General features: G+C 47.9%; 13 protein-coding genes. 7 read left to right on the forward strand and 6 right to left on the reverse strand.

Annotated elements, in window-relative coordinates; translation table 11 throughout:
• The first annotated feature begins 125 nt into the window (after positions 1-125).
• From ACWIP2_RS14570 to porV, 3 genes are all read left to right on the forward strand, one after another.
• A complete protein-coding gene (locus ACWIP2_RS14570) occupies positions 126-1,265 on the forward strand; it encodes an acyl-CoA dehydrogenase (RefSeq protein WP_448520669.1) in 1,140 nt (379 codons plus the stop codon).
• A 271-nt stretch (positions 1,266-1,536) separates the two neighbouring features.
• Entirely contained in the window at positions 1,537-4,899 is a 3,363-nt protein-coding gene (porU, locus tag ACWIP2_RS14575) for a type IX secretion system sortase PorU (protein WP_448520670.1), read from the forward strand.
• A gap of 144 nt (positions 4,900-5,043) precedes the next feature.
• Entirely contained in the window at positions 5,044-6,225 is a 1,182-nt protein-coding gene (gene porV / locus ACWIP2_RS14580) for a type IX secretion system outer membrane channel protein PorV (protein ID WP_448520671.1), read from the forward strand.
• 3 nt (positions 6,226-6,228) lie between these two features.
• Here the strand turns inward: porV and ACWIP2_RS14585 are convergent, their stop codons facing one another.
• Positions 6,229-7,473, reverse strand: a complete 1,245-nt coding sequence (locus tag ACWIP2_RS14585) for a tetratricopeptide repeat protein (protein WP_448520672.1) — start codon at positions 7,471-7,473, stop codon at positions 6,229-6,231.
• 116 nt (positions 7,474-7,589) lie between these two features.
• Between ACWIP2_RS14585 and rpoN the strand changes: the two genes are divergently transcribed.
• The 3 genes from rpoN to ACWIP2_RS14600 are packed head-to-tail and all read left to right on the forward strand — an operon-like array spanning position 7,590 to position 11,332.
• Entirely contained in the window at positions 7,590-9,107 is a 1,518-nt protein-coding gene (gene rpoN, locus ACWIP2_RS14590) for an RNA polymerase factor sigma-54 (RefSeq protein WP_448520673.1), read from the forward strand.
• Entirely contained in the window at positions 9,104-9,727 is a 624-nt protein-coding gene (locus ACWIP2_RS14595; protein WP_448520674.1) for a hypothetical protein, read from the forward strand. Before rpoN ends, ACWIP2_RS14595 begins: the two co-directional genes overlap by 4 nt.
• A 15-nt stretch (positions 9,728-9,742) precedes the next feature.
• Positions 9,743-11,332, forward strand: a complete 1,590-nt coding sequence (locus ACWIP2_RS14600) for an acyl-CoA synthetase (RefSeq protein WP_448520675.1) — start codon at positions 9,743-9,745, stop codon at positions 11,330-11,332.
• Here the strand turns inward: ACWIP2_RS14600 and ACWIP2_RS14605 are convergent.
• From ACWIP2_RS14605 to pdeM, 3 genes are read right to left on the reverse strand one after another with little or no spacing between them, the layout of a single operon-like run.
• On the reverse strand, positions 11,326-12,477 hold the full coding sequence (locus ACWIP2_RS14605) for a tetratricopeptide repeat protein (RefSeq protein ID WP_448520676.1): 1,152 nt from the start codon (positions 12,475-12,477) through the stop codon (positions 11,326-11,328). The two genes, ACWIP2_RS14600 and ACWIP2_RS14605, sit on opposite strands and share 7 nt — an antisense overlap.
• The gene (gene gldG, locus ACWIP2_RS14610) at positions 12,455-14,155 is read right to left on the reverse strand and encodes a gliding motility-associated ABC transporter substrate-binding protein GldG (RefSeq protein WP_448520677.1); all 1,701 of its coding nucleotides are present in this window, start codon (positions 14,153-14,155) and stop codon (positions 12,455-12,457) included. Before gldG ends, ACWIP2_RS14605 begins: the two co-directional genes overlap by 23 nt.
• 20 nt (positions 14,156-14,175) lie before the next feature.
• Complete coding sequence (gene pdeM, locus ACWIP2_RS14615) at positions 14,176-14,826, reverse strand: ligase-associated DNA damage response endonuclease PdeM (RefSeq protein ID WP_448520678.1); 651 nt, start codon at positions 14,824-14,826, stop codon at positions 14,176-14,178.
• 114 nt (positions 14,827-14,940) lie between these two features.
• Between pdeM and ACWIP2_RS14620 the strand changes: the two genes are divergently transcribed.
• On the forward strand, positions 14,941-16,176 hold the full coding sequence (locus ACWIP2_RS14620) for a hypothetical protein (protein WP_448520679.1): 1,236 nt from the start codon (positions 14,941-14,943) through the stop codon (positions 16,174-16,176).
• A gap of 85 nt (positions 16,177-16,261) precedes the next feature.
• On the opposite strand, the gene ACWIP2_RS14625 is transcribed toward ACWIP2_RS14620, so the two are convergent.
• Both ACWIP2_RS14625 and ACWIP2_RS14630 read right to left on the reverse strand, forming a co-directional pair.
• Complete coding sequence (locus ACWIP2_RS14625) at positions 16,262-18,724, reverse strand: ribonucleoside-diphosphate reductase subunit alpha (RefSeq protein ID WP_448520680.1); 2,463 nt, start codon at positions 18,722-18,724, stop codon at positions 16,262-16,264.
• A 5-nt stretch (positions 18,725-18,729) separates the two neighbouring features.
• Entirely contained in the window at positions 18,730-18,867 is a 138-nt protein-coding gene (locus tag ACWIP2_RS14630) for a hypothetical protein (RefSeq protein ID WP_448520681.1), read from the reverse strand.
• Between the last annotated feature and the right edge of the window lie 14 nt (positions 18,868-18,881).

Raw genomic sequence — 18,881 nt, forward strand, 5'->3', positions numbered from 1 at the left:
CACACCGCACAAACAGACAGTCGAGATGTTATGCACGCATACATTTTTTAACAAAAACATAGTACAATCCCATAAAAAGCAGCTAAATTTGAAGCTATATATTCCCAATCAAACAGCGTTTAGCTATGAATTTCCAACTGACAGAAGAGCATCTGGCTGTGCAGCAGGCAGCACGCGAATTTGCACAAACCGAACTGCTGCCCGGCGTTATTGAGCGCGACGAGCATCAGATTTTTCCTGCCGAACAAATTAAGAAAATGGGCGAACTGGGCTTTATGGGCATGATGGTTTCCCCCCAGTACGGTGGCAGCGGTATGGATACGATTTCCTACGTACTGGCGATGGAAGAAATTTCCAAAGTGGATGCTTCTGCCTCTGTGTGTATGTCGGTGAATAACTCGCTGGTTTGCTGGGGGCTGGAAACTTTCGGCACCGAAGAGCAAAAGCGCAAGTACCTGCCGCGCCTGGCTAAAGGTGAAATCATTGGCGCTTTCTGCCTCTCAGAACCTGAGGCGGGCAGCGACGCAACCAGCCAGCGCACTACCGCCGTGGACATGGGCGACTACTACCTGCTCAATGGCACCAAAAACTGGATTACCAACGGCAATAGTGCCTCTTTCTATATTGTGATTGCGCAAACCTATCCGGAAAAGAGACACAAAGGCATCAACGCACTAATTGTTGAGCGCGACATGCCCGGTTTTGTGGTAGGCAAAAAAGAAAATAAACTCGGTATTCGCGGTTCAGATACTCACTCGCTGATGTTTACCGACGTGAAAGTGCCAAAAGCTAACCGCATTGGCGAAGACGGCTTCGGCTTCACTTTCGCTATGGAAACACTGAACGGCGGACGCATTGGTATTGCTGCACAGGCATTGGGTATCGCTTCGGGCGCTTACGAACTGGCGCTGAAATATTCCAAAGAGCGCAAAGCATTCGGTCAGGAAATCTACAAGCATCAGGCAATTGCCTTCAAACTTGCCGACATGGCTACTCAGATTGAAGCGGCTCGCTTGCTGTGCCTCAAAGCCGCTGCTCTAAAAGACGCGCACGACGACTTTGCACATGCCAGCGCAATGGCTAAGTTATTTGCTTCACAGGTTGCTATGGACGTAACCACAGAAGCCGTACAAATACACGGCGGCTATGGCTACGTAAAAGAGTTCCATGTAGAACGCCTCATGCGCGATGCAAAGATTACACAGATTTATGAAGGTACTTCCGAGATCCAGAAAATTGTCATTTCACGTAGTATCCTCAAGTAGAAATGCCATCCAAAGTGGGGTAAAAAATCGTTTTATCCGATCTATAAGCAAGTTTGTCGGATAAAACCATTAGTTCATCGATTTCTGAAAAATAGTATTGTCGGATTTTGTACTTTTGCATCAGAGAGAGTTGAAGAACAAGATTCGACATTTTTTAAGGATTATTTGGTTTAATTGTTAAAGCTGTAGAGCCTGCCCTCCATGAGAGCAGGTTCTTTTTTATTTATGCAATCATGGTGTAACTTTGAAATTAACCATGCTGCGCTGATTTATGAACTACTCTTGTTTGCTTTGCCTCTTGCTGAGCTTAGTCTGGCTACCACTTTTTGCGCAACCGCTAACAGGAGGCAGCATCTACCGTCTGGGCATTCCTAAAACAGGAATTTATCGTATCAATCAGGCGACACTTGCAGCTATGGGCATTAACCTCGCCGAGACCGACCCTCGCAACATTCGCATTTTCAGCAGTACGGGCGGAATGTTGCCACAGCCCAATAGCACACCGCGCGCTGAACTCGCCGAGCTGGCAATTTTTGTACAAGGCGAACAGGACGGACGCTTCGACAATGATGACTTTATCCTTTTCTACGCACAGGGAGCAGACCGCGTCGTTGCTGACCGCAACGGCCAACTGCTGCAATATGAAAAAAACCTCTACGACGACCTGAATTATTGCTTTTTGGTCATTGGCAATACGAACGGCAAACGCATTAGGCAACAAAGTCCTGCCCCCGAATCGGGCAATGTAATTACTACTTTCAACGAGCTATTACACCATGAAAGAGACGAGGTTAATCTGGTCAATTCGGGACGGCGCTGGTTTGGCGAACGCTTTGACTTTATTACCGAACATACGATACGCTTTCCTGCTACAGGTTGGGTGAGTGGTACACCCGTGCTGGTTCAATCGGCGGTAGTAGCGCAATCGGTTATAGAAACTTCGTTTGGCTGGCAGTTGAACGGGCAGGAAATTGGTAGCCGCCGCATCGGGGCGGTGCCCATTTCTACTTATGCGCGGCGCGGGAATATTGCAGAGGTACTGCTAAGCACGACTCCCCCGACACCACTTGCTAACAACGAATTTGCCGTGCGCGTCCGCTATGACAAGGCGGGTAATAACGCCGCGCTGGGGCATCTGGACTATGTATCGGTGAACTTTCTGCGCCGCCTGCAACTCTACGACAACGCAACCCTGTTTCGCTCCTTTGCTGCTGCAACGCAAACGGAAAGCACTTTTCGGATAGCCAATGCCGCCGCCGACTTGCAAGTCTGGGATGTGAGCAACCTTTTTAACCCACAAGCCATTACACTTGATCATATAAATGGCGAAGCTGTTTTCAGCGTTGCCAACCCGCAGCGACAGTTGCGCGAATACGCCGCCTTTCGTCCGCAGGGGCTGCCTGAACCGCGCTTTGCAGGTGCAGTAGCACAGCAAAACCTACGCGGCACAGCCAATAACCCCGATTTGCTGATTGTAACCGCGCCACAGTTTTTGACAGAGGCCCAGCGGCTCGCCGAGTTTCGCCGCCGCCACGACGGGCTTGCTGTGGAAGTAGCTACAACCGCGCAGATTTACAACGAGTTTGCCTCCGGTCGGCAAGATCTGACTGCCATCCGCGACTTTGCCCGCTTGCGCTATCTGCAACCGCAAAGCCGACTGAAATACCTCCTACTTTTCGGCGATGCCTCTTTTGACTACAAAGACCGCAACGCTTCCAACACAAATTTTGTCCCTGTCTATCAGTCTTACGAATCACTGCACCCGATTTTCAGTTTTTCTTCCGATGATTATTTCGGTTTTTTTGATGCAAATGAAGGCGCATGGGACGAAGATTTCGGCGGCGCTTACGATATGGAAATCGGCGTGGGAAGGCTGCCTGCCAAAACCGCCCGCGAAGCTGCTATAATGGTAGATAAACTGATCCACTACACCACTGCAAGTACATTAGGCAACTGGCGCAGCCAACTCACTTTCGTAGCCGATGATGGTGATTTTAATATTCACTTGGCAGATAGCGAATTGCTATCTGCGCAGGCACACCAGCGAAATCCAAACTTTCGCATCAATAAAATCTATATAGATGCGTTCGAACAAGTAGCCACACCTACAGGAAGGCGCTCGCCCGCTGCGCGCGATATGCTCAATCGGCAGTTTCAGGACGGCTCCCTGATCGTTAATTATACCGGACACGGCTCAGAGACCGGCTGGGCATCGGAGGCTATTCTGGACGTGGTTACCATCAACAACTTGACGAACTACGACCGTCTCCCGCTGATGGTAACAGCTACCTGTGAGTTCGGGCGCTACGATAACCCCTTTCTGACCTCAGGCGCGGAGTTTGCGCTACTCAGCCCACGCGGGGGAGCGATCGCGCTGCTGACGACCACACGACCTGTATTTTCCAGCACAAATTTTATTTTGAACGAAGCATTTTACAACGCCGTATTTACACCAATTAACGGAGACATGCCTCGACTGGGCGACATACAACGCCTGACCAAAAATAACAGCATCAATGGTGTAGTAAACAGGAACTTTGCACTGCTGGGCGATCCTTCCATGCGCTTGGCTTATCCCGCGCAGGAAATAGCCTTTACCACTGCGCCCGATACACTCAAAGCCTTAGCTACCGTTACACTTGCAGGAGAGATCAGACATAACGGCGTTATAGAGACAGCCTTTGACGGAACGCTGAAGATAGAAGTGCTGGAAAAAGAGTTTGAATTACAAACGCTCGGCGACGAGGATGCGCCTGCTGTCTATCGCGATCGCCCGGTAACCTTGTTTCGCGGCGAAGCTAGCGTTCAGCAAGGGCGCTTCTCAATACAGTTTACAGTGCCTAAAAACATTGATTATAGCTTTGGCGAAGGGCGCATCAAAGTCTATGCAATGGATCCGACACGCAATATAGATGCTATCGGCGCACAAAGCGCGATTGTAGGCGGTACGGCTGCTAACGTTGCAGCAGACAATACTCCCCCGCGCATTCGGTTGTTTATGGACAATGAACAGTTTCAGAACGGCGGGCGTACTGCTCCCGATGCTGAACTGCTGGCATTTTTCGAAGATGACAGCGGCATCAATATCAGCAGCATGGGCATCGGGCAAGACATCACAGCTACATTAAACAGGCAACAGACTTTTGTGCTCAACAGTTTCTACCGCGCTGCGCCAAACGATTCGCGGCGAGGCAGCCTGCGATTTCCGCTGCGCGATTTACCTAAAGGCGAACATACAATCCGCCTCAAAGCATGGGACGTGCATAATAACCCCGCTGAGGCAGAGGTGCGCTTTGTAGTAGCAGCAGACCCTTTCCGCATTGACGATGTAAAAGTTTTTCCCAATCCTTTTGTAGGAACAAACGATTTGCGCTGGCAGTTTACACACAATCGCACCGGGGACGATCTGGAAATTACACTTGCTGTTTATGACATCACAGGACGCGTGCTGATGGAAGAAAAAAAAGACTTATTCAATGTAAGAAACGAGCCGGTATCGCTAGACTGGGGAAAGGCAGACGCTACAAGTCAACTGAATGCTAGCGGTATCTACTTGTATCGGATAACGGTAGCATCCAAATCTGACGATGCTGCAAAAGCATCCTTTACAGGCAGATTGCTTGTGATAAAGTAAGTCTTTTTGCTTTTCTGACTTGCAAAAACTAATATTGCTGATTATTTACAATTTGTTTAACCCGTCCGAGTGCTATTTGCCTATGCCTCCAATCTTTACCCATATTTTATCTTGGTAAAGTTATATTTCTAACTCGCAACATTTATGTTTTTCAACACAAGAGCACTTGCAGTACTCTGTTTTGGTTTGCTACCCTTTTGGTTATTAGCGCAAAACTCCGGGAGTGTACTGGGTCAAGACCAGACCCGTCGGGTTATTCCTGTTGCTGTTCCGTTTCTTACTATTGCACCTGACTCCCGCTCAGGCGCTATGGGCGATGTGGGCGCGGCTATTTCGCCGGATGCCAACTCGATCCACTGGAATCCTGCTAAGTTGGCATTCATTGAAGAGTCCAGCGGCTTTAGCTTGTCTTACAATCCATGGCTGATGCGTTTGGTCAATGATATGTGGCTGAGTTATCTGTCCGGCTTCAAACGATTAAGCCCACTTGAGACAATCGGCGGTTCTATCCGCTACATGAACTTGGGCAGCATGCAGTTTACTGATCTGATCGGGAATCCTTTGCAAGAGTTTAACCCGCGTGAAATTGCTATTGATGTAACCTATTCGCGAAAGCTCTCCAGCAATTTGAGTATTGCGCCTGCCTTCCGCTTTATTCACTCTAACCTCGCAGGCAACATCAGCAATGCGGGAACGAATATTAACGCACAGCCCGGTAATACCGTAGCCGTTGATCTGGGTGTATTTTACCAGAAGCAAACCAACTTTGGGGCAATGCCGGGAACGATTGCATTTGGAGGTAATATTTCTAATGTAGGCCTGAAACTGACTTACAACGACCCTGAAAGCCGCGACTTTATTCCCACCAATTTGCGACTGGGAACAGCTATTACGGGCGAGTTGGACGAATACAACAAACTGACTTTCGCATTAGACGTAAATAAATTGATGGTTCCATCGCCGGTATTGCAAAATGGCAGACTGACCATACCGGATCGCTCTTTGGTATCGGGTATTTTTGGTTCGTTTACAGATGCCCCTTTCCGCGAAGAGTTGCAGGAGCTGATGATAGCCGTTGGTACGGAGTACTGGTACAATGATATTTTCGCACTGCGCGGCGGCTATTTCCACGAAGCCGACAGCAAAGGCGGGCGTAAGTTTGCAACGGTAGGCGCGGGCCTCAAGTTGAATACATTGAATATTAACTTCGCCTACCTGATCCCGATGCGCCAAAATATGCCGCTGGCAGATTCCTTGCGCTTTTCGCTGCTGTTCAACTTTGGCAGTAAAAGTGCAACAAGTAATACTGACACCGTAGCTGAATAATTTTTATTTGCAGAGTTTATCATAAGCTGCCTGCGCTGCCCTGTGGCCTAAAGAAATAGCTGTTTTGAGGTTGGCGCAGGCTTCATTTTTTCGGTTGGTATAGTGGCAGGCAATTCCTCTGTTGTAGTAAATATCTGCCTGCGAAGCATCTAAAGCAAGTGAGCGCGTGTAATCGGCGATCGCACTTTCGTAGTTCTTCTTTCTGAAATAGCTATTGGCGCGCAGATTATAGGCCTTTGCCGAAGTTTTGATTTGAAGCGCCCGTGAAAAGTCGGCGATGGCAGCATCTGCTCTGCCGAGTTTATCTTTTGCAATGCCCCGATTGATATACAAAGCCACCTCGCGATAGCCGTAGTATTCCGCGCTGTCAAAATCTATAAGCGCTGCGCCGTAATTTTCCTCTTCAAGCAAGATTGCTCCTCTTTGCGCGAGCGCTAAAGCATTTTCGGGCTGCTCTGCAATGATTGCCTGTAAGCGTAGCTTATCTGCCTGCCCCGCATTGATACCTAAAGCCAATATTGCCTGCGAATGCTGCGGGTCGTACATCAAGGCTTTGCCAAAATCTGCCTGTGCCTCGCGATGCCGGCCTGCTAAGCGGTGCAGATTGCCACGCGCATAATATAAATCGGCATCTGCCTGCTGTCCCTCGCCGATTGCTGAGGTATAGTCGGCAATAGCTTCTTCGGTATTACCTGTCTTTTCCTTCGCTTTTGCCCGCAAGCGGTAGGCGTGTATTTTTCGATTGTTCATACTGAATGCACCTGTAACTCCTGCATTGCTTTGGATAAAATAAATTGCATTGGTAGCAGCTAACTTATCGGCAGGGAGCGCTAACAGTTTGTCCATATCGGCAATCGTGAAGCCGTACAGTCCTTTTTGAAATCGCAGATGCGCCCGATTGAAGAGCGCATCGGGAAATTCGGGATTGAGTAGTAAAGCGCGGTCATAGTCCTCCAGCGCTTCTTCGATTGCTTTCAGTTCTTCCAAACAACGCCCTCGCTCAAAATAGAACCGCGCCTGCGATGGCTGGACAGCAATCAACCGATCGTAGTAAGCCAGCGCTGCGCCAAAATGCCCCTGATTGAACAGCCTGTTGGCGTATTCTTCTACTTCCTCGGTATGGTTCAGGTAGAACGCCCGGTGCTGTGCTGCCGAATCGCGAGGTACAAGCGCATAATCAGGCTTTTGTGCGAAGGCAACCGCCCAACTACAAAACAAAGCACCGGACAAGAAGTTGCGAATTTTCATAGTACACATTGCCGACTGCCAAAAAATATTAGGCTTAAGTTAAACCATTTTTTGGAAAATGCCGTAACTTAGCAAAAAGCGTTCCATATGATTGTCTTCTTTTCAATTTGACGACTATGCAGAAGATAACACAAGTTCAGTCGCTTACCCAGAAGCTCTCGCCGCAACAGATTCAGTTCATCAAACTGTTGCAAGTGCCTACTGCCGAGTTGCAATCGCGTATTGAAGAAGAACTGGCAGAAAACCCCGCACTGGAGGAGGGTCGCAATGAAGAAGATGATTTCTCAAAAGAAAAAGACAGTGAAGAAAACACATCCGACGATACCTACGATGATATAGAGGACTTGGGCGAGGGCATTGACGAAGAGTACGGGCACGAAGAGAACGAAAGTTTAGACAGCATGGACTTCAGCATGTCGGATTACATGCCGGACAACGACGATGCGGGCTACAAGATGCAGGGCGACGGTCCGGGCTCGGAGGAGGAACGCGAAATGCCGCTGGCAACCAACGACTCGCTGACTGATTCGCTCCTGTCGCAGTTGGGGTATTTGGATCTGGACGAACGGCAGTATGCTATCGGCTTGCAACTCATCGGTAATATTGACAGCGAGGGCTATATCCGCCGCGAGTTGCAGGGTATCGTCAATGACCTGATATTTACCCAGAACATCGAAACAGACGAGCGCGAAGTAGAGGAAATTCTGCATAAAATTCAGACCTTTGAACCGGCAGGGATTGCTGCGCGAAACTTACAGGAATGCCTCGAGCTCCAGTTGAAACGCAAAAACCAGAACGAAACGGCTGTGCGCAACGCGCTTCGGATCATTTCCCTTTGCTTCGATGAGTTTATCAAGAAGCACTACCACAAAATCGAAAAACGATTAGATATTACCGAAGAACAGTTGAAAGATGCGGTAGATGTAATTATACACCTGAATCCAAAACCAGGTGAAAGCACAAGCGATTTTTCGCGCAACCATTATATCACACCCGACTTTATCCTTCGCACCGATGATGCGGGGCGCTTCCATCTAACACTTAATGCACGCAATGCGCCAGACCTACGCATCAGCCGCTCGTATGTAGAAATGTTGGATTCTTACGAAAAGAGCAGCAAGAAAGACAAATCTCTCAAACAAGCGGTTATGTTTCTAAAACAAAAATTAGATGCTGCCAAGTGGTTTATTGATGCTATCAAGCAGCGTCAGCAGACCCTGTTGAAAACCATGAACGCGATCATAGAATACCAGCACGAATACTTTAAGGAAGGAGATGAAAGTAAGCTCCGCCCAATGATCCTCAAAGACATCGCTCAGAAAATAAATATGGACATTTCTACAGTATCGCGGGTTGCTAACAGCAAGTCTATACAAACTGAATTTGGCGTATTTCCACTGAAATACTTCTTCTCGGAAAGTATCAGTACCGATTCTGGCGAGGATGTAAGCAGCAAAGAAGTCAAGTTTATCCTTAAAGAAATCATTGATAACGAAAATAAACGCAAGCCGTATTCAGACGATAAATTAGAAAAAATGCTGAACGAAAGAGGCTACAATATCGCAAGGCGTACAGTTGCCAAATACAGGGAACAAATGAATATTCCGGTGGCACGGCTGCGCAGGGAACTATGAGCCGAACAGTTGCACAAATCATCTCGGTAGCGATGCATCCCTCGCTGATGGCTACTTATCTCTGTTCAGTGGTACTGTTCAATGGGCCCACCGAACTGATCCAGTACAGTCCCTCGCTAAAACTGATGCTCATGGGAATGATTTTTATTACGACTTTCCTCATGCCGGCTATTACACTAGTTTTTCTCAAACAAATAGACATTATCAAAGACCTTTCGCTTCACGAGCGAAAGGATCGGCTGTTGCCTTTTCTGATCAGCATCGTATCTTATGGTGGGGCAGCTTTTTACTTTTTTACCAAACTACCCCAAGTAATCTTATTGCCTGCTATCATGGTAGCCATCTGTCTTACCGTCTTACTGGTATTGCTGATTACGTTTTTCTACAAAATCAGCGCACACGCAACGGGGATCAGTGGCGTGGCAGGTGCGCTTATCAGCTTACAGCAATTATTTCCAGATGCGAATTTTTTCTACCCGCTGATTGTCGTTGTAATGATTTGGGGGATAACTCTTTCGGCACGGTTAGCACTAAACGCACATGCCCCTGATGAAATTTTGACAGGATCTGTTGTTGGCTTTGGCACTTGCTATGCGAGTTTACTGGTGCTGGCGCAGTAAATTTTAGTTTTGCTTATGCGTACACCTTTGTATTCCCGATTGAAACAATTTTCCGACAGATCGGCATTAAGCGATCATAACGGAACTTATTCTTATGCCCAACTAATAGGGGCAATAGATGCTGTAAGCAGGCAAATGAAGGATGTAAATGGTCGGCCTGTGTGTATGCTCTATCCCTCCTGCTTCGACTATGCAGCAGTTTTAGTGGGCATCTGGCAATCGAGCGGTATTGCTGTGCCGCTCTGCGTTACTCATCCGCCGGCTGAATGGGCTTATGTGCTTGCCGATACAGGTTGTGCGCAGGTTTGGGCGCACCCGCAATACGAGGCAGGTATTCGCCAAGCTGCTGCTATGCTACCCAACCCGCCCGAAGTTCTGGTGCGGTCAGATTTTCACTCCTTGTCAGCAGAGACACAGACAGATGGAAATACATGGTCGTCAGCGGGGACACTGACAACGGAGACGTTAACAACAGGAACGCTGATGACAAAACAGGAACAAATAGTCGAGGCTTCTGTCCTCACAGGCGACTTGTCAACCCCTGCACTGATGATTTATACCAGCGGTACAACCGGCAAACCCAAAGGCGCGGTGCATACACATGCGAGCCTTACCGCACAAATTCAATCACTTTCTACTGCATGGGAGTGGCAGGCTACCGACGAGATTCTCAACATACTTCCCCTGCACCACATACACGGGTTGATTAATATACTGTGCTGTGCGCTGTGGAACGGTGCGCATTGCATCTTACGCAACAAGTTTGAAGCAGCTGAGGTGTGGCAATGGTTGATCAGCCCTTCAGCAACGGTATTTATGGCAGTGCCTACGGTTTATCAAAAACTGATTCAGCATTGGGAACAGCTCCCTGCCGACCAGCAAGCGACCTACGCAAGCGCCGCCCGCCGACTGCGGCTGATGGTATCGGGTTCGGCCGCACTGCCAGCGCCGGTGCTACAGCGCTGGCAACAAATCACAGGGCATTTCTTGCTGGAGCGATACGGCATGACAGAGATCGGCATGGCTATTTCCAATCCGCTGCACGGCAAGCGCAAAGCAGGCTTTGTAGGCAAACCGCTGCCCAATGTTTCCGTCCGGTTGGTTAATGAAAATGGCGAAGAACAAACAACACCGGAAGCTCTTGGCGAAATTCAGGTCAAAAGCCCGACCTTGTTCCATTACTATTGGCAGCGCCCCGATGCAACGGCGCAAAGTTTTACCGCAGACGGCTGGTTTTGCACAGGCGACATGGCACAGCGCGATGCCGCAGGTGATTACAAAATCATGGGGCGGCTTTCGGCCGATATTCTTAAGATCAGTGGCTATAAGGTGTCAGCATTGGAGATAGAAGACACGCTGCTGATGCACCCTGCGGTCAGCGCTTGCGCAGTAGTTGGGTTGCCGCATCCCGAAAAAGGCGAACAGGCAGCCGCTTTTATCGTACTTTCAGACCAAGCAGCGCTCCCTGTCGTTCAGCAATGGCTCAAAACACAGTTAGCCCCTTACAAACAACCAACCATATGGCAGGTAGTAAAAGAATTGCCGCGCAATGCTATGGGCAAAGTTCAAAAATCGCTGCTAAAGTTGCAGGTTGAAGACTACTGATCCTGTTGCAGCAAGCGAGCAGCCTCTTCTTCTTTGCGCTTGCGCATCTGGTCGAGTATATACTGCGGCGATTGCTTGTACTCTTCATAGGCGATTTTCTTCTTTACGCGTCGCACCGAGTATATAAACACTGTGTCGTAAGGGGTGATCTTTACTGCTTGTTCATATTTTGCCAGTGCGTCAGGTAGTCTTTTGTATTGGTACTCGTAGATTGTTCCTAAGTTGTACAGCGCTTTTTCCAGATCCGGCTTATTGGCAAGCGCAGTTGTCAGGTATTTTTCTGCTTCTGCATAGTGCCTCTCGCGGTGGTGGTACATACCTACGATGTAGTGCAAGCGCCAGTTATTAGGTGAAAGATCCGCTGCCTGCTGATACCAGCGCATAGCGGCCGATTCGCGCTCCTCGCTAAGCATGAGTAAGTCTGCATAGGTTTCCATCAGTCGAGGCTGATTGGGACATTGCATAACCGCTTCTGCTGCTGCTGCAGTTGCCAGACGCCTGTTGCCGCGTTTTCTGTAAAAATCAATCAGCACGGTATAGGCTTCGGGATAGTTGGGCTGCAAATCAATCGCGGTTCGCAAATTAGCAACCGTATGTATCGTATCGCCGGCATCCCTTCCCAATAAACCTAGATAGTAGTACACTTCTGCATGATCAGGAAAACTCTGCTGCGCTGCCAGCAGGTAGCGCCTTGCAGTAGCAGTATCCTTTTGCAAATAGTACCACTTGCCCATGAGTTTGAATGTAGATGGAGCAGGCTGAATCCCTCTGTCCAGATTCATATTTTCTGCCTTTTGGGCAGCCACAAGCGCCCGCTCAAAATCTGCTTTCTGGTCTAAGGCCAGCGCACGCACCCAGTAGTAATCTGCTTCGTTGTTGTTCAACGACAAAGCCCGATCAATGTCTATCAATGCAAGGTTCTCTTTGCCAAGCGAAAGATTCAAGGAAGCGCGCTGATAGAACACCTCCGCATTAGCCTGATTATCCTGAATGATTTTGGATAGATATGCAATTTTCTTTTCTATGTTATTATTTGTCTCATCAGGCAAGGGCGGCATGGGCTGCTTGTCTTGCTGCTGCGCACACTGCCAGAATGTCAGGGTCAGCAGTAGGCAGACATACCTAAACAGTTGCAACTTTTTCATAGCGTTTTTTGCGCACATAATACCACAGACCTCCCAAAATACCCGTCAGCAGTAGTGGCAATACCAGATTAAATCCCTGCCACCATGTTTTTTCCTCGCTCAGCCTAATCCTGTCTAAGGGACGCAAACGCACCTCCTTCAAACGTGCTTCCAGCAAACCGTCTTTGTCTGTAAAATACAGCAAGATGTTCATAATCAAATCTTTGTTAGAAAATGTCTGCTTAGTAACCGGATCGAAGCCTAGCGGCAGCGGTTGCTGCGAACGGCGGTCTAATTCGTTGACAGCTATATCTCCGTCGCCTATGACGGCAATCTGCGTAGGAACGCTTTCTTGAATAATTTTTGTTCCCTGTGCAATGCCTTCAGGAGCAAAGCGGTTGCGGAAAAGCGAATGAAAACTTCCTTCCAGCAGGTAAGCTATGGGCACATGGCTCTGGGTAAATTTATTGGGATCTATGTCATTTTTCAACTCATCCAAACTCACAATCGTAGGTGCGCGGCGAATGCGGGAATACTGATTGCTCATCAACAAAGGCGTTTTTCTGACATCGCCCTTAGATTTAACAGTATCAATGCTGCCTGCAAATTTGGTATAAATTGCATTTAAGTTGCGCGTAATGGGGTGCTTACCGAACTGATTGGCGAGTACGTAGTAAGGCCAAGGAACGGGTTGCAGGTTGGGTGCATTGCCAAACTGCCCCACATTGACAATCACCGTACCCATTTGCATATCCTGCACTAAGTTCATATTGGCGCGAACTCCGTAGCGAAACAGCATATCGTCTAAGTTTAAGTCATAGCCAAAAGCATAAGCTCCTCCAATAGCGATGCTGTCTAAATTCATTTGCACCATGTCGAGCATGAAAAGTGCCTTGCCACCGCGCATAATGAATTGATCTAAACGGAACTTTTCTTCTTCGGTATAAGGAACTTTGGGCTGAATGATAACAACTGCCTGATAAGACCTCAATGCGCTGTCGTTATCTAACAATACTTCTTCGGTAACGAAGAACTCGTCCATTGTCAGGCGGAGGTCGCCAATGGGCAGGCTATTGAGTTCCAAATGCCCCTGTATAAGTGCTATACGGGGTTTTTCGCGCTGCGTAACTTTTTTAATCGCACTTGCCAGCTCAAACTCGACACTTTCTACAGACTGGTTGAGCCGCTCTTGTGCCGTAGCTGCCAAATTGCCTTTGAGCAGATTGACAGCACCCTGACGCGTGCCGGCACGGACAATAGCTCCGGGGAAAATAATTTTCTGAATCCGCCTGCCGTCCACATTTTCAAACAAATTGGTGGGCTGAATGCCTGCATTGATCAGTTCGCGCTGGAAAGCACCACGCTGCTCAGGACTTCCCGCAGATTCAGGGTTGATGAATCGAAACTGCACCTTATTGTCGCTGTAGGCGTTGAACTCTTCCAGCGTTTCGCGAATGGCGGCCTGCAAGCGCTTGAACCCTGCATTCAAGTCGCCATCCAAATATACCTCAACGTAGATATTATTATCCAGATTTTGAAGTAGTTGGCGGGTTCCGGGTGCGATGGAATACCGCTTGTCTTCTGTCAGATCTAAGCGAAAGAAAAAACTACTAACAAACAGATTGGTACACAACAGCGCCAGCGCAACAGCTACCCATTGCAGCATGTCCTCCCACTTGCGGATTTGGCGGTTCTCCATAGTTGCAAAAATAGCAGATTTTAACAGACGCGAATTACCTCTTCGGAACTTATCACAAAAACCGCATCACCACTCTGTGGTTGAATGGTTGCTGTGCCCGTGAATTTGCCAAAAGCGGGCAGAATGCCTTTTTTAGCCCCAAAATAGAAACAGGGCAACACAATGCTTTGTCTGCCGCGTCCAATTAGGCGGACGGACGGATGGACATGCCCACTGATGTTGTACCATTCCTGTGCTACATCGGTAGGTTGGTGCGTAAACAAAAAAGGAGGCAAGGGCTGCTGCTCAGGGATTACCTTTAGGATACTTTTTTGATAAACCGTTGCAGGCAGTACATCATGATTACCCCGAACAAGCGTCCACTCAATCGCCGTAAAATTTTCCAGCCATTCGGTAAACAACCACCACTCGGCATTCCATTCGCTATGGAATAAATCACCAATAATCAGTATTTTTGCAGGCTGCCAACGTTCAATAATAAGTTCCAGCGTAACTAAATCCTGCAAATGAACCTGCTGAGGCACAGCCAGTCCTGCTTTTCGGAAATGACCTGCTTTGCCTAAATGAACATCTGCCAAAATCAAGGTTTGCCTTTCTTCCCAGAAGGCAGCTTTTTGGGGCAAGAGATGAAAGTTTTGTCCGAAAAGTGAATAGCACAGTGATTTTGACATCATTTTTGCAGCCGTTTCGCCCGTGAAATTATTACATCTTTACATCTTTCCTATCGCACAATATTTTCCTGATTATTGCATTAATAGTTTGAACATCAGAACAATCACCCTCTTATGAAGCCAATAGTTTTACTCGTTTGGATGCTGCTGATTTCTCCCAATCCATGGTACATTGTATGGAACAGCCCGCAACATTTAGCAGCTTTTTACAAGGTTTTTGGCGGCAAAAATTATGATGCTTCCGCCGACATTGTGGCATTGAAAACCGGCGGAGGCGTAGTAGTGGCCGGCAGATCCAATTCTTACGGTATCGGCTCTATGGACATGAATTTTAATATTGTCAAACTAGACAACAACGGCGCTGTCGTGTGGGACAAAAACTATGGCGGTCAGGAAACAGAAGAGGCCTTTGCTATTTGTGAAACCCGCGATGGTGGATTTTTGGTAGTAGGCTCTTCAGATTCATATGGCGGCGGTGCCGACATGAAGGATATATGGGTGGTCAAATTAGACAAAAACGGCGATCGCCAATGGGCAAAAATCTATGGTGAAGACGACAGTATCGAAGAGGGTCACTCTGTGATCCAATTGGAGGATGGCAGCTTTGTTATCTTAGCCAACTCAACCAAAATCACTACCGGTAAATCCGATATTATTCTTATCAAAATCAACGAAAAAGGCGATCAGATTTGGCGACGCGAGTTTGGCTTGCCTGCCAATAGCGAAACAGGTGCGCAGGTAATTGCTACCAAAGAAGGTGGCTTTATGATTGCAGGCAGCAAAGAGGTTCGTGTACAAAGTAAAGTTACGTGGAACTTCTGGCTCATTGCCTTAGATAAGGATGGCAGCAAAGTATGGGAACAAACCTACGGAGGGCGAATGGGCGAACGAGCCAATGGCATTGCACAAACCCCTGATGGAGGTTTCGTTTTGGCAGGCTACACTTACTCGTTTGCCAAAGAAGGAAGCCACGATATCTGGGTACTGAAGGTAGATAGCAAGGGTACGAAGGTTTGGGACACAACCACAGGAACCAACAGTACCGACGAAGCGCTTGACGTGATCGTTACGCGCGACGGCAAAATTGCTGTTGCAGGCTATATAGATATTTTCGTTCCCGATGCCAACAACGAAAATACCAGCAAAGAAGGAAACAACGCCTTCGTTATGCTCTTAGACGATCAGGGCAAAACGCTCTGGCGCAAAACTATTGGAGGTATCGGCGATCAACGCGCCTATGCTATTGCCGAAGATATTAGCGGCGACTTCGTCATTGCGGGTTACAACGAAGGCGAAACTACAGACCATCTGGTAGTTAAGGTTTCTAAAAACGGCGACGTGAAGCAATAGGATTAGTCGTCCAACACAACCATAAGACAAAACCCCGAAAGGCAAATTGCTTTTCGGGGTTTTGTCTTGCACAGCATCTGATCAACTATGCGCTGCAAGACTCGCATCCGTCCGGATTGTTCAATGAACAAGACGTATCCTCGCGTTTCTGATCATATGATTGCTTGGTAACAGGCGCAGTGTTTGCAGTGCGCATTTGCTCGTTGGAAACCATTTTTTTCTCATAGAAAGAAGCCTTGCCGCTTGCTACGCTTTCCAACTGTCCCTGCACTTGCTGAAGCATTGCCTTGTCCACCGTAAACTTAATAGCATCGGCAGCAGGGCGGGTACGCAAGTAATACATACCGGTTTTTAACCCTTTTTTCCATGCGTAGAAGTGCATGGAAGTCATTTTGCCGAAGTTTGGATCCTGAATGTGAATGTTCAGACTTTGACTTTGGCAAATATATGGCCCGCGATCGGCAGCCATTTCTATGATGGACTTCTGCGGAATCTCCCAAACTGTGCGGTAGATGTCTTTCAAGTTTTGCGGAATACCCGGAATCTGCTGGATAGAACCATTTGCCTGAATGATCATATTCTTCATCGTCTCGTTCCACAAGCCGAGCCTTATCAGATCCTTCATCAGGTGCTTATTGACAACAATGAATTCGCCTGAAAGGACGCGGCGGGTGTAGATATTCGAGGTATAAGGCTCAAAGCACTCGTTGTTACCCAAGATCTGGGAAGTCGAAGCGGTAGGCATTGGTGCTACAAGCAGCGAGTTGCGCACCCCGTGTTGTAATACTTTTTTGCGAAGCCCCTCCCAATCCCAGCGACCGGATGCAGGAGTAACTCCCCACAGATCGAACTGGAACTGTCCCTGTGACATAGGTGAGCCTTTGTAGGTCTCGTAAGTACCAAACTGCTGAGCGAGTTCCATAGAAGCCTCTACAGCAGCATAATAGATCGTTTCAAAGATATCCCTGTTCAGTCCGCGGGCTTCTTCCGAGTCGAAGGGCATTCGCAGCATGATAAACACATCGGCCAAACCCTGTACCCCCAAACCAATCGGACGGTGACGCATGTTAGAACGACGCGCCTCTTCTACGGGATAGTAGTTAATGTCTATTACCTTGTTGAGGTTGCGGGTTACAACTTTGGTAACTTCATATAACTTTTGATGATCAAACTTACCTTGATGTACAAACTTAGGCAGCGCCAGCGATGCGAGGTTACAAACGGCTACTTCATCTTTAGAAGTATATTCGATAATCTCTGTGCAGAGATTGCTAGACTTGATCGTTCCGAGATTTTTCTGGTTGCTCTTGCGGTTGCAATGATCCTTGTAGAGCATATAGGGAACACCGGTCTCGGTTTGTGCTTCCAGAATTTCAAACCACAAGTCTTGTGCGCGTATTACCTTTCTTGCACGTCCTTCGCGCTCATAACGCTCATAGAGGCGCTTGAACTCTTCGCCGTAGCAATCTGCCAAGCCGGGCGCTTCGTTAGGACAAAACAGCGACCACTCTTCGTCTGCCTCTACGCGTTGCATGAACAGATCAGGAACCCACATGGCATAGAACAAGTCGCGGGCGCGCAGTTCTTCCTTGCCGTGATTTTTCTTGAGTTGTAAAAAGTCAAATACATCGGCGTGCCATGGTTCCAGATAGATAGCAAAAGCACCTTTGCGCTTGCCGCCGCCCTGATCAATGTAGCGAGCCGTATCGTTAAATACGCGCAACATCGGTACGATACCATTCGAGGTGCCATTTGTGCCTTTAATGTAGCTGCCCGTAGCGCGGATATTGTGAATACTCAAACCAATTCCGCCGGCAGATTGGGAGATTTTAGCACACTGCTTCAGTGTATCATAAATACCATCTACGCTATCGTCCTTCATGGTAAGCAAGAAGCAAGAAGAAAGTTGTGGCTTGGGTGTACCTGCGTTAAAGAGTGTTGGGGTTGCATGGGTAAACCACTTTTCCGACATGAGGTTGTAGGTTTCAATAGCCGCCTCGATATCGTTCATGTGGATACCAATAGCTACGCGCATCAGCATGTGCTGCGGGCGCTCTACTACTTTCCCGTCCATTCGCAGCAAATACGATCTTTCTAGGGTTTTGAAGCCGAAGTAGTCGTAGTTGAAGTCCCGGTCGTAGATAATAACAGAGTCCAATAAGGCTGCATTGTTGCGAACGATTTCGTAAACTTCTTTAGAAATCAGCGCTGCGTTCTCACCTGTTTTCGGATCTATGTAATTATAGAGGCGCTTTACAGTGCTGGAAAAAGACTTGCTGGTTTCTTTGTGGAGGTTTGAGATAGCAATTCGGGCAGCCAAAACAGCATAGTCAGGATGTCGGGTGGTCATCGAAGCGGCTGTCTCTGCTGCCAGATTGTCCAACTCAACAGTGGTAATTTTGTCATACATGCCCTGAATAACGCGCTGCGTGATCTGGAATACATCTATGTGGTTCATGTCCAGACCATAACACAACTTCTCAATGCGGGCTGTAATCTTTTCAATTCTGACGGTTTCGGTCGTCCCGTTGCGTTTGGTAACAAGCATATTAGTTAGCTGATAATTAATACATTAAGCTGTAATAGATTCAGGTAGTCAGTAGGGTTTACCACGTAATTTTGGGGATAGGGGTAATACCACCTGTTCATCGAGCAAATATATGCCCAAAAGCCGGAGGCAATGATCTTCATGTCTTCATAATTAA

The sequence above is a fragment of the Rhodoflexus sp. genome, assembly GCF_053489755.1.